Raw genomic sequence first — 20,575 nt, forward strand, 5'->3', positions numbered from 1 at the left:
GGAGTTATCGGTTAGACGAGAAAGAAATCCAGCATAAAAATCATTTCACGCCAAAATTTAAATAATAAAAAAAACGCCCACTCACTTTGACAATTTCGTATTATAAGCTAAGCCATCAAAACTATTTCATGCTGCGCTCACGGCTATAAAGGGTAAATTTAAATAACCTCTTTTAACGTATGCGATTCCACTGCCTATTTTTACTTACACGCTTTAAAATAACGAGCACGCAGACGATTTAACGTTATTTACACCGCGCGTTATTCTTTCATGTTGCGTAAAAGGGACTGTCAAAAGGCCTTCAGCCGAGGAGAACCAGTAAATGTTTAAAGGCAACAAAGCGGCGCTTCCCGTGCGCTACTGCAAACAGTGCGAACAACCCATGAGCTGGCGTAAAAAGTGGGAAAAATGCTGGGATGAAGTGCAGTATTGTTCGGAACGCTGTCGACGTGAGGCAAAACACCGCCGTAAAGCATAAAGACCGATAGTCTGACGTGCGGTTTCTTCCCAGCGCGCCGCCTACTTATGTGATCTCACTCACATCAAGCAGTAGGGACGCGTGGGCCAATGGGGTAAAACCAGTAAGGTGACGCCATGTCAGCCCTTATTGGGTGTTTTCATCGCGATCCCGCCAGAAAGGACGTTCGCTTTTATGCCCGTGAATTTTGATCTCAATGACCTGTATGCGTTTCGCGCACTGATGGAGTATGGCAATTTTCGTCTCGCGGCCGAGTCCATTTGCCTGTCACAGTCGGCCCTGAGCCGCCGCATCGAAAAGCTGGAAACGGCGCTGGGCACCCGGCTGTTCGATCGCACCACCCGTCGCGTGACCTTAACACTGTTTGGGCAGAGTTTCGCTGAGCGATCGGAGCAACTGCTCGCCAACGTGGAAGCGGTGCTGGCGGATGTGAATCAGATAAGCCAGGAGCGCACCGGCCTGGTGACCGTCGCGACTGTTCCGTCGGCAGCGTACTATTTTATGCCCGATGTGATTCGTCGGTTCCGCGCTCGTTATCCACGCGTGCGCATCAAACTTATCGACAGCAGCGTCGGCAATGTTATAGAGGCGGTGAGCAGCGGTCAGGCGGACTTTGGCATCTGTTTTTCCCGAAATCTTCCTGCCACGGTGATGTTTACGCCGCTGGAAGAAGATGTGTATGTCGCTGTCTGCCGCCATGATCATCCGCTTGCGCGGCGATCGCATCTGCGCTGGGGAACGTTTTTCGAACAGGAGTATATAGGTCTGGATAAGGTATCCGGCAACCGCACGCTGCTTGATCAAGCCCTGGGCCACCTTACGCCCGCCCGTCCGAGCATTTGCGAAACCCGCCACGTCACGACACTGCTGGGGATGGTGGAAGCGGGCATCGGCATTGCCGCCGTGCCCGCGATGTCGCTCCCGGCCTCAGGCCACGCGTTACTGACGCAGGTGCCGCTGACCGATCCGGTGGTCAAACGCTCAGTGGGGCTGATACGCCGCCGCGGTCGTATCCAATCCTACGTGGCGGCAGAGCTGGAAACGTTGATTACTGAACAGTATCCGTCGGCTTCGCTGTCGCCGAAGCCTTAACGCTGTGCATCCCCGTGGCCGTAACCACTTTTTGTGCCTGCGGTGAGGCAAGGAAAGTCAGCAGCGCTTTACCTGCCTGCGGGTGCGCTGCATTGGCCGTAACGGCCCCTGCAAAGCGGGTAATGTACTGCACGTTATCCGGCAGCTCGCCAACAAAGGTGACGCCCGATACCGGCAGCAGCTCGCTTACCTGCTGCAAGCCCAGCGCATAGGTACCTTTTGCGACCTCAGACGCCACCGGGATACGCTCCACCATCCGGGCTTTGGTCTGCATTTGATTATCGATACCCAGCTTTTTAAACAGCGTGGTGCTGACGTAGCGCCCGCTGGCGCTGTCGGAATAGGCGACAGACGGTGCCTGCAGCAGCGTTGCGCGCAGCGCCGCGTCGGTTTTAATGTCTGGCACCGACGCCCCTTTTTTCACCACCACGCCAATCGGGGAATCCGCCAATTCAACGCGCGATCCCGTGAGCGTCCGCTTTGCGTGCTCCAGATCGCTCAGCGCATCACCGACCATGATCACCACATCCGCTTTTTCACCACGCGCGAGCCGGTTGGGGATCGCCTGCGGCGTTTTGCCCATAGAAGGCCCCGGCACAATCACCAGATGGTGACCGCTCGCTTTCTCATAGTCCGGGGCCAGCTTTTCCAGCGCCGCTTTGAAGCCGCCCGAAATCATCACCGTCACATCATCGGCCGCGGCGGTACCGCTCAGTGAAGCCAACACCAGCGTGGCGAGCAGCGAAGAGGAAAATTTGCGCATCGTGTTCATCCTTATTGTTGTGCGGTTTGCAGCGTTAAGGCGCGGCGGCGATAGAGATACAGGGTGGCGACCAGCGCGCAAAGCGCGGCGAAGCTCATCCAGTAACCCGGTGACGCCTTGTCACCCGTGTATTCGATCAGTGCTGTGGAGATCACTGGCGTGAAACCACCGAATAGCGCCGTGGCCAGGCTGTAGGCCAGCGAGAAGCCCGCAACGCGTACCTCAGCCGGCATGATTTCCGTCAGCGCCGGGATCATCGCCCCGTTATAAAGGCCATACATGAAGGAGAGCCATAACAGCACGGTGAGCATCATTGAGAAGCTCGGCGCATTGGCCAGCATCGTCAGCGCCGGATAGGCGGTTGCCAGTGCCAACAGCGTCATGGCGACCAGTACGGCTTTGCGCCCGAAGCGATCGGATAATGCACCGCCAATGGGCAGCCAGATAAAGTTGGAGATCGCCACCAGCAGCGTCACCAGCAGGCTATCTGAAGCGCTTAGCATCAGTACTTTCTTGCCGAAGGTCGGTGCATAGACGGTAATCAGATAAAAGGCGGTGGTGGTCATGGCGACCATCAGCATGCCGGCGATCACCACCGGCCAGTTTTTCACCAGCGTTTTGAACACGTCGCCCATCGCCAGATGATGACGGCGCGCGCTGAACTCCTGCGTCTCTTCCAGCTTACGGCGCAACACGAAAATAAACGGCACAATCAGGCAGCCAAACAGGAACGGAATGCGCCATCCCCAGTCGCTGATTTGGCTCTGCTCCAGTGCAGCATTCAGGGCAAAGCCCATCGCCGCGGCCACCATAATGGCCACCTGCTGGCTGCCTGACTGCCAGCTGGTGTAAAAGCCCTTGCGGCCCGGCGTGGCAATTTCAGCCAAATAAACCGAGACGCCACCCAATTCCGCACCGGCCGAGAAGCCCTGCAGCAAACGCCCCACCAGCACCAGCAGCGGTGCCCACAGTCCAATCGCCTGATACGACGGAATCAACACAATCAAAAAGGTGCCTGTTGCCATAATCGATAGCGTGACAATAAGCCCTTTACGGCGTCCAACTTTGTCAATGTACGCCCCGAGCACAATGGCCCCGATCGGGCGCATCAGGAAGCCTGCGCCAAATACAGCGAAGGTCATCATTAGCGAAGCAAATTCGCTGCTGGCTGGAAAGAATGTATGCGCAATATACGTTGCGTAAAAACCAAACAGGAAAAAATCGAACTGTTCCAGAAAATTGCCTGAGGTCACGCGCAGAATAGCGCCGATACGTGACCGGGTGTTCATGGGTGAGGTAGAAGCGTGCATCTGTATCTCCAGAGTGTTATCAACGCTTTATGGTTGCGTCTGTTGTGGCAGACTGGATCAGATGCGGGCCGTTAGTAAGCGCAATAAAGTCATAGACTGATGTGTTTGGCGCATCAATTACGCTAACTCCAACAATATGACGTTTTTTTACAGGGATTTAACATTGCTCCGTTCACGCCTGGCGACGTGCACTGACTAAAAAGGTCTCTTCTGTTTTGTGACCCACCTCATGGCCGCTTTTTGCGCCTGGACGGCAAACCGTACCGTTTACATGCCGATACTCCACGGGGAGAGAGTGAGATCCCTTTTCGTTATTTCATTAAGGTCTCTTTAAAAAACCATTAAGTGCCAATTAACTGTTTTAGAGTTTTTTTAAAAACCCTATAATCAACCTGAGACAACCGCGCACTCTTTCCCCTATAAGAGTGCTTTTACAGACTTTTAAATGCTTTTAATTGTTTTAGGAGCCTTTAAAGTGACCCTTAACCTTTATTCTGCTTCTTCGTTACTGGCCGAACTGGGACAGCGCTTGCGTGCACAGCGACTGCGGCGCAATCTGCTGCAGAAAGAGCTGGCAGAACAGGCGGGTATTTCGGTATCGGCGCTGAAGAAGCTGGAACACGACGGCCAGGTAACGCTCGAGAGCTTTATGAAGGTGGTCTTTGCGCTGCGGCTGGAACATGAGATGCGTGAGCTATTTCTTCTGCCCGCCATGAGCATTGCTCAAGTCGAAGCCTTGCAGCGCCCCCCGCGCCAGCGGGCAGCAAAACGTCGACCACAGGTAAAAAAGGCAGACCGCGATGAAAACTGATTATGTCCCACTGCAGCGGCTTGAGGTGCTCTATCAAGGCTGGGGCGAGCAGTGGCCGCTCGGCATCCTGGGCGCGGGTCAGCGGCGCGGCGAATGGCTGTTTGAGTATTCTGCGCAAAGCCTCGACAAGGGCATTGCGTTTTCACCGCTGCTGCAGCCGCTTGCGCCTGTTACCTATCGCAACTTCGAGCGCCATCAGGAGGGCATCCCCGGCTTTATTGCCGACTCGCTACCGGACGGCTGGGGACGCCTGCTGATGGATCGGCTGCTGCGGCGTAATGGCATTGAACCGGCCCGCCTCTCGCCGCTGGATCGCCTGGCCATGCTAGGCAGCAATACCATGGGCGCGCTGACCTATCGCCCCGCGATCGCGCTATCCGATAACGCAGCGCAGCGCAGTAAGATGGATGATCTCATCAGGCTGGCGCGCGAAATTGAAACCGAAGTGGCGGGACAGGATTCCGACGTGCTGCCGGAGTTGGTCAGGCTGGGCGGCTCGCCGCACGGCGCGCGGCCAAAAGTGCTGCTGGCGTTTGATGCGAAAACCGGACGCGTAAGTTCCGCGCCCTTTGCAGGCAGCGAGCCCTGGCTGATAAAATTTCCGGCCGCGCAGGAAGCCCCTTGGGTCTGCGCGCTGGAAGAGGTTTATGCGCGCGTCGCGCGTCAGGCCGGCATCGATTTTCCGCCCAGCCGCTGGTTCGATCTCGGTCAAGGCCTGTCGGCCTTTGGCGTACAGCGTTTTGATCGGCAGCAGGACGTGCGGGTGCCCATTTTAAGCATGGCGGGCGCGCTGCAGGCCGATTTTCGCCTGCCCTGTCTCGACTACACCGACATCTTACAGGCAACCGCCATGGTGACCCGCTCAGCCGTGGCGCGCGAGGCGCAGGCGCGCCGCATGGTGTTCAACGTTGTCATGCATAACCAGGACGATCACGCCAAGAACTTTGCGTTTATGTTGAACGATCAACAAACATGGCAGGTTTCCCCGGCCTATGACCTGACCTTCCAATACGGGCCAGGCGGCCAGCATCAAACGTCGGTGGCGGGTTACGGCCATCATATCCCACGTGCCGCCCTGATAAGCGTCGCAAAAGCGGCCGATATCAGCGAAAAGCGTATTAATGCGCTGATCGACGACGTGTGTGAGGCAGCCAACAGCTTCGCCACCACAGCGCGCGCGCTGGGCGATGCCTTGCCGAAAGCGGTGATCGCGGACACGCAGGCGGCGATCCAGACCGCGATGCGCGCACTTTAACGCACGCTGCCGGCGCGCAAACGCAGCGTGGCCGGCAGCACCGTCTGCGGGTGCGCAGGCTCCTCGCCGGCAATCATGGCGGTGACCAGCGAAAAGCACTCCTGCGCCAGGCGCGGCACATCCTGCGCCACGGTATCGATGGCCACGGAAAGCGAGTCGTAAAGATAGTGATCGTCAAAACTGGCGATGCGGATATCCCGCGTCAGCAGCTGGTGCTGGCTCATGTAGCGCAGCACGCCCTCCAGCAATCCGCAGGCTGCGGTAAAAAGGGCTTTGGGCGGGCGTCCCAGCTGCGCACACAGGGCAGCAAACATCTCATACCCGCTGCTGGGATGGTAATTACCGTGCACAATCCACTCGGGGCGCAACGCAACATCGGCCCGCGCCAGCCCTTGCTTGAAGCCCTCAAGGCGATCTTTAGTGGGTGACAAACGCGGCTGACCGCCTAAGAAGTAGATCTCCTCTGCGCTGGCGCGCGCCAGGCGCTCGACCAGCTCGGCGGTGGGCGTGATTGAATCGGTCAGCACCAGCGGTAGCTGAGTCTCGCTCATGTAACGGTCGAACAGCACTACCGGCAGCTGTTCGCTGAGTTTACGGTAGTCGCTGTCGTTGAGCATGCTGGACGCCACAATCAGACCATCCACTTGCCGTGCGACCAGATTGTCCACCACCACGCGTTCTTGTCCGGCGTTTTCATCGGTGCAGGCGATGAGCAGCTGCAGACCGGCCTCACGGCACAGGTTTTCCAGCGCATGGGAAAAAACCGCGAAGCCGTGGTTAGTGATCTCCGGCACCACCAGCCCCAGCGTATGGCTGCGGTTGTCGCGCAGCAGGCGCGCGTGAATGCTGGGCTGGTAATGGTGCTCGCGAGCCAGATTCAGCACCCGCTCGCGCGTCTCTTTTGCGACGCGCAGTTCTTTGCCGCGCCCGTTAAGCACCAGGCTGGCCGTGGCTTTAGACACCCCGGCCAGGGCCGCGATATCGCTGATGGTAACGCGTTTGGTTTTTCTCACGGTGAGGCATCATTCAAAGGATCGATGCCTTATTCTACCATGCACGGCTGCAACGACCAGTAGCGCACCTCGACTTCTCCATCGCCGGAGAGGGTTAATTGTGCGGGATGAGGAGGAAAGTAGCGGCTGCTCATCACCCCCTCTCCGTGGTTGATAAATATCTCCACGCTGGAGCGATCGCACAGGATCTGCAGATGCCGCGCAGCGCCCTGCCACACGCGGTATTCCCACTCACCGCTGCGCAGGCTGCGCCGCGCCAGCTGCAGCCCGTCGGCTTCCCACGTCAGCAGCAAGGTATCGGCAAAATTCAGGGCAACCCCGCCAGCCCCCGCCAGCGTCAACTCCAACTGCTGCGCCTCCATGGGAGAGATGTCCTCTGCGCGGCCCTGAAACTGCCGCGCCTCCCTGCGCAGCGCCTGCAGTTCCACAATGGGCTGCTGGTAAAGCTTGCCGTCCTTCGCGTGGAGTTCTCGCAGGCACGTCATCTGGTGGATCCAACCTTGCGCCACGGTGGGCTGCGCCATCTCCTCCCCGTCCGGTACGCCCATCCAGCCAACCAGCAGGCGGCGGCCATCGGCCGTGAGCGTGGTTTGCGGCGCGTAAAACTCAAATCCGGCGTCAAGCTCGTGCAGGCTGCCGTGGGTAAAGCAGTGCGTCTGATACGACAGTTCGCCCGCCAGCCAGCCTACGCTGTGGACGTTGCGGAAGCGCGTGGGTTCGCGCGTGATGCCCTGCGGACAGCAGATCAGAAATGTCGTGCCATCCAGCACGAACAGATCAGGACACTCCCACATATAGCCCGCTTCGCCCAAGCCGCCGCATTCACTGCCCGCAATCTCGCCGTGGCATTGCCAGTGGCGCAGGTCGTCGGAATGCCACAGCAGCACTTTGCCCCGCAGCTGCAGATCCTGCGCGCCCAGCACCATGTACCAGCGATCGCCGTGTCGCCAGACTTTTGGATCGCGCACGTGTCCGGTGTAGCCCTCCGGCAGCGCAATCACCGGGCCCAGCTTATCAAACCCGCCTTCGGCATTTTGTACTGCCAGACACTGCCACGCAGTGCGCGTGCCGTCGTCAAACTTCACGTTGCCGGTATAGATCAAAGTCAGCGCACCCCCATTGTCCACGGCGCTGCCCGAGTAGCAGCCGCTGCGGTCGTAGCTCTCTTCGGGCATCAGCGCCAGGGGTTCGTGCTGCCAGTGCAGCAGATCGGCAGAACTCCAGTGCCCCCAGCATTTGTGCTGATGCTGGCAGCCTAACGGGTTCCATTGATAAAACAGGTGATAACGTCCGCCGTGATGGATAAAACCGTTGGGATCGTTGAGCAGTCCCGTGGCGGGCGCAAGATGCCACGCCGGGTAGTGCGGATCGCGCAGCGCCCGCGGCTGCCCGCGCATCACGGCGGTGAGAATAGTGGGCAATAACGAGGAGGCAGCCATTATTCAGCGTCCGTTTTGTATTTGAGCAGATAAGAGACGGCAAAGGCCGCGCTAAAGGCGATAACCATACCAATCACATAATTGAACAGCGAGCTCGCCTGAACGATCGCCATGCCGGGGATGCCGGTTAATCCCACTGCGGTCATATAAACATGCACCGATACCACCCACGCACCGCCCAGCGCGCCGCCGACCAGCCCGGCAACAAACGGCTTCATAAAGCGCAGATTGATACCAAAGATCGCCGCCTCGGTAATCCCCAGCAGCGCGGAGAAGGCCGAAGGTAACGCAATGGCTTTGATTTTGACATCGCGTGTTTTAAACCACACCGCAAGACAGGCGCCGCCCTGCGCCACGTTGGCCATGGCCCAGATAGGCAGCAGGAAATTGACGCCAATCGATGGATTGCCCAGCAATCCCGCTTCAATCGCATGAAAGCTGTGGTGCACACCGGTGATCACAATCACCGAGTAGAGGCCGCCAAACAGCAACCCTGCCAGCCAGCCGGCATGGGCGATCAGCGTACTGAGCACAAACGAGATGCCGTCACCGAGCATGCGGCCTGCCGGACCAATGATCAATAAGGCAATGAAGCCCGACAGGATCACCGTCAGGAACGGCGTCAGGATGAGATCCAGCGCATCCGGAATGACCCGGCGCAGCTGTTTTTCCACCAGGCTCATGAACCAGACCGCCAACAGGACCGGAAACACGGTACCTTGATAGCCGATCATCGCCACTTCGATACCGAAAAAGTTCATGGTATGAAAACCCGCCGCCACGCCCCAGGCATTGGTTAGCGCCGGATGCGTGAGAATGCCGCCCAGCGTGGCGCCAAGGAACGGGTTGCCACCAAATTCGCGCGCGGCGGTGAAACCAATCAGGATCGGCAAAATGATAAACGCCGCCGAACTGCACATATCCAGCATGATATACAGCGCGTTATCCGGTTGTACCCAACCGTACGTTTTCACCATGCCCAACAGGCCCATCAACAGACCCGATGCGACAATGGCTGGAATGATGGGCACAAAGATGTTTGACAGTAAGCGCGCGATACGCTGGAAAGGATTCAGCTTGCGTGCCGCGATATCCGCCGCTTCCGATTTACTGGCTTCACTGATGCCCGCTTCGGCGATGAACGCGGCGTAAACTTTGTTCACTACGCCGGTGCCAAAAATGACCTGCAGCTGTCCGGCATTGCGAAAACAGCCTTTGACGCCGTCGAGCTTGCCGATTGCGGTGGTGTCAGCTTTCGCATCGTCCACCAGTACCAGCCGCAGCCGTGTGGCGCAGTGCGCCGCGCTGGCGATGTTCTCCTTGCCGCCCAACAGCGGCAACAGTGAACGGGCAATCTGAACAAAATCCATAGTATCCTCGTTGTCTTTTTTTATACGCTGTCATGTATTAACGGCCCCCGCAGGGGCCGGACTATCAGAACCAGGTTTCCATCTGCACGCCGAAACTCCACTCCCCACCGGCTTTAAAGCCGCTGCTGCCGAAGGCATCATCGCTGGCATAGTTGTCGAGACGGCGATCCCAATCCATCCAGCTGGCAAACAGGCGTATCTCCGGACGCTTAAGAAACTCCCCGACTTCGCTCGCTTTCAGCGTGGGTGCCACGGTCAGCTTGTAGAAATTTCCGCTGACCGCGTTGCGGTTGTTATAGCCCTCAGGACGCAGATCCATGTACTGGTATGAGCCTTCGTACTGCATTTCGAAGTTTTGACTGATTTCCTGAATAAACCGCAGGTTCGCCGTGGCCCACGTATAGCTGTCGCCTTTCGCGTAGCGATCTTGACTGCTCTGGGCCAGCAGCGCAGGCGCGATATGCCAGCCGCCCCCCAGCGGCGTAATGCCGTAAGTGGCCAGACGCCAGGTATCGGCATCAGGCAGCAGCGCGCCATCTGACCCCACGGCTTTCACCTCGGCCCCCAAGCCATGACCATAAAGCAGCGCGGTCTTCGCTGACCCTTCACGCAGGCCATAAAAGCTGTCGTTGTGCAAACCTAACAATGCGTGCATACCGTTGTTAGCCGCATCGCTTTTAACCCGATTGCCATCCAGATCGGTGCGCTGATCGTTATCTTTTGCCCGCATGCCGCTGACCATCAGCTGAAGCGGTCCCACAAAGTTATTCAGGGTCAGAATGTAGTTTTGCGCCGTGTTGTCATTGTTTTCGATATCGCCAAAGGTGCGACCATACAGCGACAGGTTGCTGCGCGCAGCATCGCCCCATTTCATGTCATAAATTCCCGCTCCGGTGCCCGCCAGGAACACCACGTCGGAATCGATCCAGTGGATGTCGAAATTATCGCGGTCAAAGCGCTTACCGGCCCATACGGTTGCGTCTTTGAATGCCCCGCTGAAGTCCGGCAGCTGGCCAAGCTCGACAAAAGCCTGACGCAGATTGAGGTCGCTGCTGGCGGCCGTCCAGTCATTGTAGGTACGCTGCCCGTCAGCCAGCATGGCTTTGAAACGGGTCGTCGCACCATTGGCAAGCGTTTGCTTGTGCTCCAGGTTGAGTTCAACGTAAGTATCAGGTTCGTTGCCCAAACGACCGACATGACCGCCGGTTTCACCGGCGGGCGTGACGGTAGGCCCCCCTTGCGTTTTCGCAGCCGAACTGTTCATCAACAATCCAGAGCGGGCATAGCCGTGAAACTCAAAGCCACCGCTCTCGTCGCTGGCGCTGTGTTGCTCCAACTGCGTGGTGCGTTGCGCCACCTGCGCCGTGGCGGTTTGGGTTTGCTGCTGCTGCGCTGCCAACTGCTGGGCCTGTTTCTCCGCCGCCTGGGCACGGCTTTCAGCGACGTTGGCGCGCTGTTCCGCAGCGGCAAGCCGCTGCTCCAGGGCCGCCAGACGCGCCTCAATGGCATTCATGTCGGTGGCGGCCCACGCTGAACCGGTACTGAAAAGTGCGCTGAGGCTCAGCGCGAGTAGCGTTTTTTTCACTTTTTTATATCCCTGAGGCAAAGGCTATCATCAGATGTTTTTGCTAAACCGGTTTAGGCGGCGAATCATAGTCATGACCAATTTCGCTGCGCAACCAATTTTGCGAATCTGTATTGCCGGATGTGAAGTCACTCGCAAAAAAGCCTCAATGTTCGGCTGTGTCGCAATGCTGCTGCAGCTGATGATGCGTAGGGAGTGCGGTCATGGCCCCTTTAGCCGTAGTGGCCAGCGCGCCACAGGCTTGCGCCACGCGCAGGTGCGCCGCGAGTTGTGCAGGCGCTGAAGGCAGTCCGTGTTGCGCCAGGCGCCAAAGCAGGCCCGCAACAAAGGCATCGCCGGCTCCGGTGGTATCTACGCTGTTCACCGGCGTTCCGGGGTACTGCGTCAAGGTCTCTTGATGGTATGCCAACACCCCAGCGCTGCCTTGGGTAACCAGCAGTAGCGGGATCTGATAGCGCGCAGCCAGCGCCTGCATCGCTGTCGCCCGATCGGTGCAGTCGCTGATAAACGCTAACTCCTCTTCGGACAGTTTCACGACGTCCGCCAGCGTTAACGCCTGGCTAAGGACGCTGCGCAGGCTGTGTTCATCGGGCCAGAGATCGTGGCGGAGATTCGGGTCGAAACTCACCCGCCCACCGGCTGCGCGAAGCCGCTCCATGGCAGCAAACGTGGCGCTTCTGGAAGGCTCCTGCGCCAGCGCGATGGAACAGCAGTGCAGCCACTCGCCCGGAGCAAAAGGCGGTAAATCTTCAATCGTCATAAAAAGATCGGCGCTGGGACGGACCATAAACGTGAAAGCGCGCTCGCCCTGCTCATCAAGCGAGACCACGACGGTAGAGGTTCGCTGCGCCGGATCGCGCTGCATAAACGCGATATCCACCCGCTCGTGTGCAAGCGTATGGCACATAAAATCACCGAACGGATCGGCGCCAACCCGGCCAATAAAAGCGCTATTTCCCTGCAGCCGGGCAATACCGACCGCCACATTTGCCGGTGCGCCGCCAGGACACTGCAGCAGGCGCCCTGCTTCATCCGGCAGTAAATCCACCACGGCATCTCCCAGACACCACACGCGGTTTGTCATGCTCATTCTCCTCAAAATAAAGCTAAATCGGTTTAGCTTACATCAAGTATTATGCATGGCCCGCGCTGCGGAAACAGCCTCAGGTGGTAACTTTTATGCAGAGATGTTGCCGCCATCACACTGAACGCATTAACAACTTCAGCGCGGTCCTCTTGTTGCGTGCATGTACAAGCCGCTTTTTCTGGTTATTATCGTGGCAGTGCGAAATCCGCCTGATGTGCGCGGCATGGGGCACGAACAACTCGGCGTAACAAACCCATTTTCAAGGTGAGCCATGCAGCACAAGAGGATTTTGATTATTGAGGATGATGCCGATGCGGCCGAGGTGCTGGAGGCTTATCTGCGTCGTGAGAATTATGACGTCAAACTCGCCAGCGATGGGCTATCCGGCCTCGCGCAAGCTGAACGCTGGCAACCGGATCTCATCCTGTTGGATGTGATGCTCCCAGCCCTCAACGGGACGGAAGTGTTAGCGAAACTGCGCCGCTCCAGCGACGTACCGGTGATCATGGTCACCGCCATGGGCGATACCCCCGATCGCATTGGCGCCCTTCGCTATGGCGCAGATGACTATGTCGTGAAACCTTACCATCCCGGCGAGGTGGTGGCGCGCGTGCAGGCCGTTCTGCGTCGCAGCGCGCTTGCGGCGGTATCGCAGCCTGATGAGGTGCTCCGTTGGCAGACGCTAGCGGTGGACACCGCGGCCATGATGGTAACCGTGACGACTCCTCAAGGTGATTTGCAGCGAATTGACGTGACGCCTACCGAGTTTTCTCTTCTGGTAGCACTCATGCGCGCGCCCGTGCGCGCGCTGAGCCGACAGACGCTGCTGGAACAGTGCCTGCCGGAGAGTGACGCGCTGGAGCGCGTCGTGGACACCCATATTTATAATCTGCGACGCAAACTGGAGGCGGCGGGCATCACCGATGTCCTGATCAATGTGCGCGGCATAGGCTACAGGTTCCGTCAGCCATGAAACCCCATCCACAAACACTGTGGCGCTGGCTATGCCTGCGCATTCTGACTTTGGCCATTGGTACCGTGGTGCTGATTGCGCTGTGCATGTGGCTGCGTTTTACCGTGCAGTATCTCTGGATCACGCACCATATGCCGCCGTCGGTGCTGCAGGAGTTTTTAACGCTGCGGGCAAACCCGGCAATCAATCCGGCGCGCTTTCACCAAATCGTTGATACCTGGTGGGGAGTCCGCTATTCGGACCCGTCGGTGGCCTCCTCGGACTGGATCGCCGTGGGCATTCTGGTGCTGGTAACCATTCCCTTTATTGTTTTTATGGCGCTGCGCCATGCCCGACCGCTGTCGCTGCAGTTCAGTCAGCTCAGACGGGCCGCCGAAGCGGTGGCGGCGGGCCGCTTTGGTGAAGAGTCTACCTTGGTGGATGCGGCGCCAGCCGAAGTGCAGCATTTTGCCGGCGACTTCAATGCCATGAGTCGCCAGCTGGCGCATTATGAACGTGAACTGCGCGCGTCACACGTCGCCATGGCGCACGAGTTGCGGTCACCGTTAACTGCAGCCATTGGTCGCCTGCAGGGCTTGATGGATGGCGTATTTGACGCCGATCCGCGACATCCTGCGATGATCATGAGCCAATTGCGCTACCTCAGCCGCCTGATAGACGATTTACACCTGCTTTCGCTGGCGGATGCCGGACAGCTGATTCTTGAAAAGGTGACGTGCTCCCCTGGGGAGCTATTACGGGATCGCATCGCGTGGATAGCGCCACAGTTTAACACAGCGGGCATGCGCATTGAGCAGCCAGGCGAGAGCCCGCAAGTGGTGCTGTACGCCGATCCTCTGCGCTTGAGTCAGGTATTCACTATCCTGCTCGAAAATGCGCTCCGCTATGCGGGCGCGGGTAGCAGCCTGCGTATTACGCTTGAGCAGGACGCCGAACGCGCCATGATTGTTTTTCAGGATAACGGACCGGGCGTCGATCCGGCCTTTCTCGCCACCATGTTTGAGCGCTTTGCACGGGGAGAACGGTCGCGGGCACGCCACTCTGGCGGCAGTGGACTGGGACTCTCGCTGGCGCGGGCGATCTGCCGCGCGCACGGCGGTGAAATCAGCGCCACGCTGCCGAAACAGGGCGGGCTGCGTATTCATATCACCTTGCCGTTAGCGTAGTGTCGCGTTGAGGAAAGTCGCGATGTGGTACTCCACGTCGCCCTGATGTCGTTGCGTTGCAGCAAACAACATAAAACGGTGAGCCGCGCACTGCGCTCACCCGCGCCCCGCGTAAGATCGGCTCGAAGCAACAGCCGCCGTAGACGGAATTACTGCAACAGTTTAGCCGCGAGCTGTGCCAGCGCCTGTTTTTCTTCATCCCACGGTTTTTCCTCAGCATCAAGGTGTGCTTGCTGGATAAACGTGAGGATGTTTTCGCGACGCGTCTCCTGATTTTCTAATGCAAGATAGATAACGGCTTCACCAATAAAACAGGCGAGCTTTTCGAATTTCACACGCGCCAGGCGCTCATCATTGTCCATATAACTTATTCCCCTGCCCCATTCAGCGCTGTGCGCTCTGTTTCAGCATGCTTCTTAAGTGCGTCTCAAAGCATCCAAAATTAATTTTTGCGCCAGTGGAATGAAATGCGTGACATAAAAATAACGAAAAATTATAACTTTTTATTATTTATTGAAATTAAACGACATCGTGATACTCATTAACAGCCTCGTGACTGCATAAATCGCAGGCGCAACATGGTTGTTAAATAAGCTCAGCGGGATAGTAATCGAAGCTTTCTGACTTGTAAAATATGCATTTTTAATGACTATTTGACGACAAATGCAGAGTTTTATTGATGTAAAAAAAGCTGCAATGGCTTATTTCCCTCCTTCATTTCGCCTTGAGGATAAATAGGCGTGGGTCTGCTGTACGGGGTGAGACGTGATAACAGCCATGACAAGCCGTTAGCGAGCCTTTTGTTTTCTGAAAACAGCGGGACAATCGGCAAAATCGCCCGACGTTTTCTAACACCATCCCCCGTTTTCCAAGAGCATTGCGGCTTGAAAGACGCGATCAGAAATGCTGCCAATCAGCATCGCGGTCTGGGCGCGCTAACGTGTTCACCGGAACAGCAGGTATCGGCTTGCGTGCGCTGAAGTCACGTGACACGGCGCGCGCAAAAGCCACTTCAATCAAGGCGTTTTGTTGCGTCACGTCATCCATTTGGCTGGCAGCGAGGTGAACCTGTGTCATACCGGTGTTGTACTTCTCTGCGATGGCGCCAATTTCGCTGACCAAATCGTTAACCTGTCGAAATGCTGACGTGAGTTCAGACATATTCCCTGTAACGGCTTCAGCCTGAACAGCCTCCGACGCCACCAGATGATTAAACGTGTCAAGCCGTTTAATTTCGCGGGCAGCTTGCGGAGTACGCTGTGACAGGTGGCGCGCTTCGCCCGCCACCATGGCACCCCCTTGCCATGTTCACCTGCATGCACTGCTTCTACCGGCGCATTCAGCGTCAGAATAGGGGTTTGGAACGCGCTGCCCTCAATGAGCGTAACGATTTCGGTAATTTTTTGCATGAGCGCGAATGTCAGTCATGGTCTCTGACATACCTTCCCGTGACGCCATGCTGGCGGCAGTCTGCTCAAGTGAAGCGGCCTGTTGATCCGTCCGCAATAGATCCTCATTGCCCGCCGCGAAGTGCCCAGACGCCGTCCTGACGAAAAGTGAGGCCGTACTGACCGAGGTTAATGCGCTGGCAAGCCAGGCCAACGCTGATTACAGGCTTTCGCCATTGCGCCAGTTTTATCCTGGCGCTGAACATCTGCGGTCATCCAGTATGTTACCTACGTGCAGCATCTCTTCATCAATACGCAGCAGACGTTCACGAATACGCCGTAGCGCCAAGGCCATCAAGGTCTCCTGCAGCACGCAGACATCGTCCGTAGCGTGCGATGATAGATGTGATTATTCAGCGCGCGCAGCGGGTCTGATCGCGTGAAGTTCAGTGCCCGCTGGCTTCAGTGGGCCTCTTTGCGCTGATTGAGGGCACCGCTAAGGATGTTTCCGCCAGTGCCTTCCTATATCGACAAGGTGATGTCATCCCGAGGCGGTAAAAAAAACAACAATCGCGCTTCAATCAACTGCAGCGTAACCCTTTCCTTCAGGGCGAGGGTTTTATCTTCCTCACTGGCGATATCATTTTTAAGGTAATAGTCAGCCCGTTTGCGAATGTCAGCGATACGCTGCGTAATCAGGGCCTCGCCCAAGGGCAGATGGCGGTTGTCAGTCTGGCTTAGGTGCTGATAGAGCATGAGCGAAAATTTATTGCTGCGATCGATGAGTTCGCCGAAATAATGTGCCCTCCTCCACGGCGCTTTGAACCGCGAAACAAGTAAATATAGCGTTCGTTTAGGAGAAAATTCACCGTATTCAATGAATGATTATAAAGGACTATATCTAATGTTATCTATAAATCCCTCTCACTCAGCATATCTTTCTTCAATTACCTCACCTGATCCGTTGCAGCAAGAAAAAAAGGTTGCCACAGATGAAAATGCTTTCAAAGAAAACATGATGCGCGATATTGCCACACTCGAGAAAAATGGCATAAACATTAATGAAAATCTAAAACAGCTATTGAGCAGTGGCACATTAATGAAGGTTAACCCGGCAAAATTGACCAATATTCAGGACATTATTACGCCAGGTGAAGAGTATATTTTTGAGGATTTGATAACTGGAAATAAAACAACAGTGGATGTTGCTCGGTGTATCATGCTGGCAGAAGAAATCACCCTCCAGAAAGGAGCCAAAAATGTTAACTTTGAATGTGGTGCAGTATCATCTGGAAATCTCACAACGTCCCCGCTCACCGCTGAAAATTATCAACAGGGTGTACCGTTTCTTCTAAGTTGTAAAACCAAACATTGCGACTTCCCCGGTGCTGTAGGAGGAAATTATCCATTAGCAGAATACTTATCGCATGATGGAATTTCTGTAAAAATAAACGATGAGCATAACAATTATGTCGGGCATTTCAATGTCTGGAAGCTAGATTCTGGCGATTTTTGTATCGGTACTGTTGCCATGAAAAATGATAGCGGAAAAAGCTACTATAGCCCTAAAAACCTTAAACATCTTTTGTTAAATCAGGCAGTCAATCTACTTGAAAATAATCAAGCTGCACAAAAAGTATTGATTGGGATGGGAGGGCATAATATGAAAAATCTTTTCCCTGACAGCTTTAACAAAAGCGGCATAGGTTATGAGGTGCTGGGACGATTACGTCATACTGAAAACCAAAACTTCCTACAGGAAGACGTAGAAAAACTAGAGAGAATCACAAACATGGCTGTCTACAAAAAGGAAATAAACATTAACAACCAAGATATTATTGGCATGCAAGGAGATCAAAGAAAAGATTTTAAAAATGCGCTTATTATTCTGGACAGAAATAATGAAAAGGCCAGTGACAGTGATGGCATCGCGCAGGCAAAAAACATTCTTCAAAATTATGAAGACAATAAAGAACTGACCGATCAACAGAAATGGCACCGAGAATTAAGAATGCTGGAAGCAGCAGTCCAGAAGCAAATTCGAACGCAATTTTGGGCGACACAGAAAAAATCCGATTAAATCATTTAGTCTCGAAGGCTAGTCGTCTCGAACACATTTTTTGGGGCTTCGAGCCTTCGTATGCTCGGAGCTCCGCTTTATACTCTGCTCCCATATACCTCCCGCGCTCCGCCAAACGTCTTTGTAACGTTGATGTTGGCTGGAGCCGCTACCTCGTAAAACACGGCGACAACGTCAGCCAGTGGACCCGCTTTCCGTTGATCGCATGTTTGCCTGCGGTATGGGGTGCACCGATACGGTTGCGCCTCTCCGGAATGCCCCTACTGCCGTTTCTGTGCAATGAACGCGCCTAAGCGGTGGATTGCCGAACGGCAACAGATTCTCGCTGATTGGGACTGACAGCACATCACTTTTACCCTGCCCTACCTGCTCTGGCCCTTTTTAACAACAACAGGTCGCTGCTCAACGCGCTGTTCCGCTGTGCCCCGAGCCATGCAGCGCTAGCCCGCAAACAAGAGATTGATGTGAGTATTCTCTGCGCCCTGCACACCTGCCGGCGCCAGCAGAATCAGCATCCGCACACCCATGTTTTCGTTACCGCGCTCCACGCAGACAAATCCCCGTAGAGAGCCGGGTCTGGGTCATATCCGCGACGAAAAGCAGTGGCGGCCTTATCTGAATCGTTCGCCGATGGCGGGCTGGTATCACCGCAACCCGATAGTGCTCCGCCAGCTGCTGGTAGGACAGGTTGAGATCCGATCCATAGTAACGGGCTTTGTTAACCCCGCTTTTAAAGTTGTCCGGGACCAAGATTTCAGGGACACCGCCGAAGAACGCCAGCATCCTGACGTGGCTGAGCTGTCATGCACTGCCATAGGCTCTATGGTTCGCAGGCCCGCTTCATCCCATATACTGCTTACAGAGCCGCAAGTGGCAACCACAGAACCTTTGCCATCGCGTTTTGGACCTATCTAGTAGCAAGTTGGATATTGGCCAAACTCAGCGGTTGCAGATCAGGAGTAAGTAGTATGCCAGGTACAATAACCCCATCTACCTGACCTGCCCCATGAAAAGGGCTATCAATATGCAGAAGACGGGCTTCGGTACCTCAAACGGGTGCGTTGTCAGGACTTACAATCAGGGTTCGAATGGTTTTTCTGGAAATTGAGCGGCGTGAACGCGTGAGCTTGCATTGGCGGTCTCAAAAGAGATCCGCTATTCCGGAATGGCCTATAACATGCCTTCTTCTAAAGCCAGTACGGTTGTGGCGGATGTGACTAACGCAGTAAGCGAGAGGGTTATCAACATATCCACTGAATAGATCAATGATCTTAAGATCAAGAAAGATCATTAAGAGATCAAGAAGAGATCATAAAAGATCACCGCGCGTGTATCCTACTGATAAATAAAATGAAATAGCCACTTTGGGTATCTACTTTCATGCAAAAGGTATTTACTTTCATGGATCGAGTATCCACTTTCATGTTCAGGGTATTTACTTTCATGTGAAAGGTATTTACTTTCATGACACAAAGGTATTTACTTTCATGTTAGCACCGATGCGCCAGGTAAGGATGTGGATAAGTGGGAAACGATAACAATTTCATAGACATGAATAACCCTTTTTCCATTGTGAAAAAAGATTCGGACACCGTTTATCTACTTGAGCCTAATAGTAATAAAACGGTCCAACCCGTCGCCTTGCTTAGGTTGAGCGTCTTTACGCCGGTTGCGCCGAAAGAAAAAGGCAAACGCGACTTCATGATTGATGCGTCTGAGGAGCTTTCGAGTCTTGAAGTGGCTAAGCGTGAGGGTTATACCGATATCAAGATCCAGGGCGCCAAGCTCAGTATGTCCACGGATTTTAAAACGTGGATCGGGATCATTATGGCTTTCTCAACATATGGTTATAGCGCTGAGACTATTAAGCTGCCGTTTACCGAGTTTGCCAAAATGTGTGGTATTAAATCCTCCGATCTCAACGCGCGTTCGCGCAAACGCCTGCATGATTCGCTGTTTAACATCTCCAGCGTAACGCTGGGCTTTAGTAGCAAAGATGGCAAAAAATCGATGTTTTCTCACCTTGTACAGCGCGCCGTGCTCAATATGAATACCGATACTGTCGAGATCACGGCGGACAGCAATTTGTGGGAGCTCTATCGCTACGATCACAAGGTTTTATTGGGGCTGAAGGCGCTGTCGGAGCTGTCGCGCAAAGAAGCTGCTCAGTCGCTCTATATCTATTTTGAAAGCATGCCAGCGGGCACCCTCTTCGTCTCCATGAAGCGTCTGCGTGAGCGACTGGCAATGGGCTCGCCCGTAAAATTGCAAAATGCCATCATTCGTCGCGCAATGGCAGACTTGCAGAAAATTGGCTACATCGATTTTGCTGAGCTAAAAAAAGGCCGTGAAATTCAGTTTGTTATCAGCAGTCGCTCTCCTAAATTGCAAGCGTTACAAGGTAACTAAGCGCAAAAGGTATCTACTTTCATGCCAGTGGAGGAAGGTCTCTGCTTACATGTAACCCTTGCAAAAAGTATCTACTTTCATGAGACAGCCCTCGTAAGGTATCTGCTTGCATGTTGCGGAGCCACGCCTTTGCGTGTTTTATAGGGGTCTACAGCCAAAAGGTATTTACTTTCATGCATAGCGGCCGTGAATTCATGAAAGTAGATACCTTTGTGACCTTGTCACCCCGGCTTTTGCATGAAAGTGAATACCACTAACACCTTACCCTTATCGTTTGTCCCTGAGCGCATGAAAGTAGATACCTTTGGACTAAAAATTTATGGGGGCGCATGCAGGTGTATACCTTTTCCTAAAAA

Annotated in this window: 18 protein-coding genes and 2 pseudogenes; 8 read left to right on the plus strand and 12 right to left on the minus strand. The window is 55.0% G+C overall.

The window, feature by feature from the left end:
- The first annotated feature begins 322 nt into the window (after positions 1-322).
- Both LU196_RS17735 and LU196_RS17740 read left to right on the plus strand, forming a co-directional pair.
- Positions 323-478 (plus strand): DUF2256 domain-containing protein, encoded by a 156-nt coding sequence (locus tag LU196_RS17735; RefSeq protein ID WP_232761245.1) that lies wholly within the window; start codon positions 323-325, stop codon positions 476-478.
- Positions 479-652: 174 nt separating this feature from the next.
- Positions 653-1,570: a LysR family transcriptional regulator gene (locus LU196_RS17740; RefSeq protein WP_232761244.1), complete on the plus strand. Its 918-nt coding sequence runs from the start codon at positions 653-655 to the stop codon at positions 1,568-1,570.
- On the opposite strand, the gene LU196_RS17745 is transcribed toward LU196_RS17740, so the two are convergent.
- Both LU196_RS17745 and LU196_RS17750 read right to left on the minus strand, forming a co-directional pair.
- Positions 1,527-2,333, minus strand: coding sequence for a substrate-binding domain-containing protein (locus tag LU196_RS17745; protein ID WP_232761243.1), 807 nt, complete (start codon positions 2,331-2,333; stop codon positions 1,527-1,529). The genes LU196_RS17740 and LU196_RS17745 overlap by 44 nt on opposite strands.
- An 11-nt stretch (positions 2,334-2,344) precedes the next feature.
- Positions 2,345-3,643: an MFS transporter gene (locus tag LU196_RS17750; RefSeq protein ID WP_232761242.1), complete on the minus strand. Its 1,299-nt coding sequence runs from the start codon at positions 3,641-3,643 to the stop codon at positions 2,345-2,347.
- Between the two features lie 475 nt (positions 3,644-4,118).
- On the opposite strand from LU196_RS17750, the gene LU196_RS17755 reads away from it, so the two are divergent.
- A complete protein-coding gene (locus LU196_RS17755) occupies positions 4,119-4,454 on the plus strand; it encodes a helix-turn-helix domain-containing protein (RefSeq protein WP_232761241.1) in 336 nt (111 codons plus the stop codon).
- The gene (locus LU196_RS17760; RefSeq protein WP_232761240.1) at positions 4,444-5,709 is read left to right on the plus strand and encodes a type II toxin-antitoxin system HipA family toxin; all 1,266 of its coding nucleotides are present in this window, start codon (positions 4,444-4,446) and stop codon (positions 5,707-5,709) included. Before LU196_RS17755 ends, LU196_RS17760 begins: the two co-directional genes overlap by 11 nt.
- Here the strand turns inward: LU196_RS17760 and LU196_RS17765 are convergent.
- From LU196_RS17765 to LU196_RS17785, 5 genes are all read right to left on the minus strand, one after another.
- Positions 5,706-6,722, minus strand: coding sequence for a substrate-binding domain-containing protein (locus LU196_RS17765; protein ID WP_232761239.1), 1,017 nt, complete (start codon positions 6,720-6,722; stop codon positions 5,706-5,708). The genes LU196_RS17760 and LU196_RS17765 overlap by 4 nt on opposite strands.
- 29 nt (positions 6,723-6,751) lie before the next feature.
- Complete coding sequence (locus LU196_RS17770; RefSeq protein ID WP_232761238.1) at positions 6,752-8,161, minus strand: sucrose-6-phosphate hydrolase; 1,410 nt, start codon at positions 8,159-8,161, stop codon at positions 6,752-6,754.
- Complete coding sequence (locus tag LU196_RS17775; protein ID WP_232761237.1) at positions 8,161-9,531, minus strand: sucrose-specific PTS transporter subunit IIBC; 1,371 nt, start codon at positions 9,529-9,531, stop codon at positions 8,161-8,163. The genes LU196_RS17770 and LU196_RS17775 overlap by 1 nt, the downstream gene beginning before the upstream one ends.
- 64 nt (positions 9,532-9,595) lie before the next feature.
- Positions 9,596-11,116: a carbohydrate porin gene (locus LU196_RS17780; RefSeq protein ID WP_232761236.1), complete on the minus strand. Its 1,521-nt coding sequence runs from the start codon at positions 11,114-11,116 to the stop codon at positions 9,596-9,598.
- A 145-nt stretch (positions 11,117-11,261) separates the two neighbouring features.
- The gene (locus tag LU196_RS17785; protein WP_232761235.1) at positions 11,262-12,200 is read right to left on the minus strand and encodes an aminoimidazole riboside kinase; all 939 of its coding nucleotides are present in this window, start codon (positions 12,198-12,200) and stop codon (positions 11,262-11,264) included.
- Between the two features lie 274 nt (positions 12,201-12,474).
- On the opposite strand from LU196_RS17785, the gene LU196_RS17790 reads away from it, so the two are divergent.
- Together LU196_RS17790 and LU196_RS17795 are read left to right on the plus strand one after the other, a co-directional pair.
- Positions 12,475-13,176, plus strand: a complete 702-nt coding sequence (locus tag LU196_RS17790) for a response regulator transcription factor (RefSeq protein ID WP_232761234.1) — start codon at positions 12,475-12,477, stop codon at positions 13,174-13,176.
- Complete coding sequence (locus tag LU196_RS17795; RefSeq protein ID WP_232761233.1) at positions 13,173-14,342, plus strand: cell wall metabolism sensor histidine kinase WalK; 1,170 nt, start codon at positions 13,173-13,175, stop codon at positions 14,340-14,342. Before LU196_RS17790 ends, LU196_RS17795 begins: the two co-directional genes overlap by 4 nt.
- Positions 14,343-14,491: 149 nt before the next feature.
- Here LU196_RS17795 and LU196_RS17800 read toward each other — a convergent pair whose 3' ends face one another.
- From LU196_RS17800 to LU196_RS17810, 4 genes and pseudogenes are all read right to left on the minus strand, one after another.
- Positions 14,492-14,704, minus strand: a complete 213-nt coding sequence (locus LU196_RS17800; protein WP_232761232.1) for a hypothetical protein — start codon at positions 14,702-14,704, stop codon at positions 14,492-14,494.
- A gap of 535 nt (positions 14,705-15,239) precedes the next feature.
- Positions 15,240-15,632: a hypothetical protein gene (locus tag LU196_RS17805; protein ID WP_232761231.1), complete on the minus strand. Its 393-nt coding sequence runs from the start codon at positions 15,630-15,632 to the stop codon at positions 15,240-15,242.
- A gap of 17 nt (positions 15,633-15,649) precedes the next feature.
- A pseudogene (locus tag LU196_RS20425) lies at positions 15,650-15,751 on the minus strand (methyl-accepting chemotaxis protein); the annotation flags it as partial.
- Positions 15,752-16,252: 501 nt separating this feature from the next.
- Complete coding sequence (locus tag LU196_RS17810; protein ID WP_232761230.1) at positions 16,253-16,486, minus strand: hypothetical protein; 234 nt, start codon at positions 16,484-16,486, stop codon at positions 16,253-16,255.
- Positions 16,487-16,634: 148 nt separating this feature from the next.
- Between LU196_RS17810 and LU196_RS17815 the strand changes: the two genes are divergently transcribed.
- Positions 16,635-17,810, plus strand: a complete 1,176-nt coding sequence (locus LU196_RS17815; protein WP_232761229.1) for a hypothetical protein — start codon at positions 16,635-16,637, stop codon at positions 17,808-17,810.
- Positions 17,811-18,434: 624 nt separating this feature from the next.
- Here LU196_RS17815 and LU196_RS17820 read toward each other — a convergent pair.
- Positions 18,435-18,605: pseudogene (locus LU196_RS17820) on the minus strand (IS21 family transposase); the annotation flags it as partial.
- A gap of 756 nt (positions 18,606-19,361) precedes the next feature.
- On the opposite strand from LU196_RS17820, the gene LU196_RS17825 reads away from it, so the two are divergent.
- Positions 19,362-20,219 (plus strand): RepB family plasmid replication initiator protein, encoded by an 858-nt coding sequence (locus tag LU196_RS17825; RefSeq protein WP_255697916.1) that lies wholly within the window; start codon positions 19,362-19,364, stop codon positions 20,217-20,219.
- Positions 20,220-20,575: the final 356 nt, after the last annotated feature.

Origin of the sequence: Pantoea sp. Mb-10, assembly GCF_021272205.1 — a bacterium.
Taxonomy (GTDB): domain Bacteria; phylum Pseudomonadota; class Gammaproteobacteria; order Enterobacterales; family Enterobacteriaceae; genus Pantoea.

Excerpts from the sequence above, each read along its gene's own strand:
- LU196_RS17735 (WP_232761245.1), top strand. The coding sequence starts at position 323 with ATGTTTAAAGGCAACAAAGCGGCGCTTCCCGTGCGCTACTGCAAACAG.
- LU196_RS17740 (WP_232761244.1), top strand. The coding sequence starts at position 653 with ATGCCCGTGAATTTTGATCTCAATGACCTGTATGCGTTTCGCGCACTG.
- LU196_RS17745 (WP_232761243.1), bottom strand. The coding sequence starts at position 2,333 with ATGCGCAAATTTTCCTCTTCGCTGCTCGCCACGCTGGTGTTGGCTTCA.
- LU196_RS17750 (WP_232761242.1), bottom strand. The coding sequence starts at position 3,643 with ATGCACGCTTCTACCTCACCCATGAACACCCGGTCACGTATCGGCGCT.
- LU196_RS17760 (WP_232761240.1), top strand. The coding sequence starts at position 4,444 with ATGAAAACTGATTATGTCCCACTGCAGCGGCTTGAGGTGCTCTATCAA.
- LU196_RS17770 (WP_232761238.1), bottom strand. The coding sequence starts at position 8,161 with ATGGCTGCCTCCTCGTTATTGCCCACTATTCTCACCGCCGTGATGCGC.
- LU196_RS17775 (WP_232761237.1), bottom strand. The coding sequence starts at position 9,531 with ATGGATTTTGTTCAGATTGCCCGTTCACTGTTGCCGCTGTTGGGCGGC.
- LU196_RS17785 (WP_232761235.1), bottom strand. The coding sequence starts at position 12,200 with ATGACAAACCGCGTGTGGTGTCTGGGAGATGCCGTGGTGGATTTACTG.
- LU196_RS17790 (WP_232761234.1), top strand. The coding sequence starts at position 12,475 with ATGCAGCACAAGAGGATTTTGATTATTGAGGATGATGCCGATGCGGCC.
- LU196_RS17795 (WP_232761233.1), top strand. The coding sequence starts at position 13,173 with ATGAAACCCCATCCACAAACACTGTGGCGCTGGCTATGCCTGCGCATT.
- LU196_RS17800 (WP_232761232.1), bottom strand. The coding sequence starts at position 14,704 with ATGGACAATGATGAGCGCCTGGCGCGTGTGAAATTCGAAAAGCTCGCC.
- LU196_RS17805 (WP_232761231.1), bottom strand. The coding sequence starts at position 15,632 with ATGGTGGCGGGCGAAGCGCGCCACCTGTCACAGCGTACTCCGCAAGCT.
- LU196_RS17810 (WP_232761230.1), bottom strand. The coding sequence starts at position 16,486 with ATGCTCTATCAGCACCTAAGCCAGACTGACAACCGCCATCTGCCCTTG.
- LU196_RS17815 (WP_232761229.1), top strand. The coding sequence starts at position 16,635 with ATGTTATCTATAAATCCCTCTCACTCAGCATATCTTTCTTCAATTACC.
- LU196_RS17825 (WP_255697916.1), top strand. The coding sequence starts at position 19,362 with ATGAATAACCCTTTTTCCATTGTGAAAAAAGATTCGGACACCGTTTAT.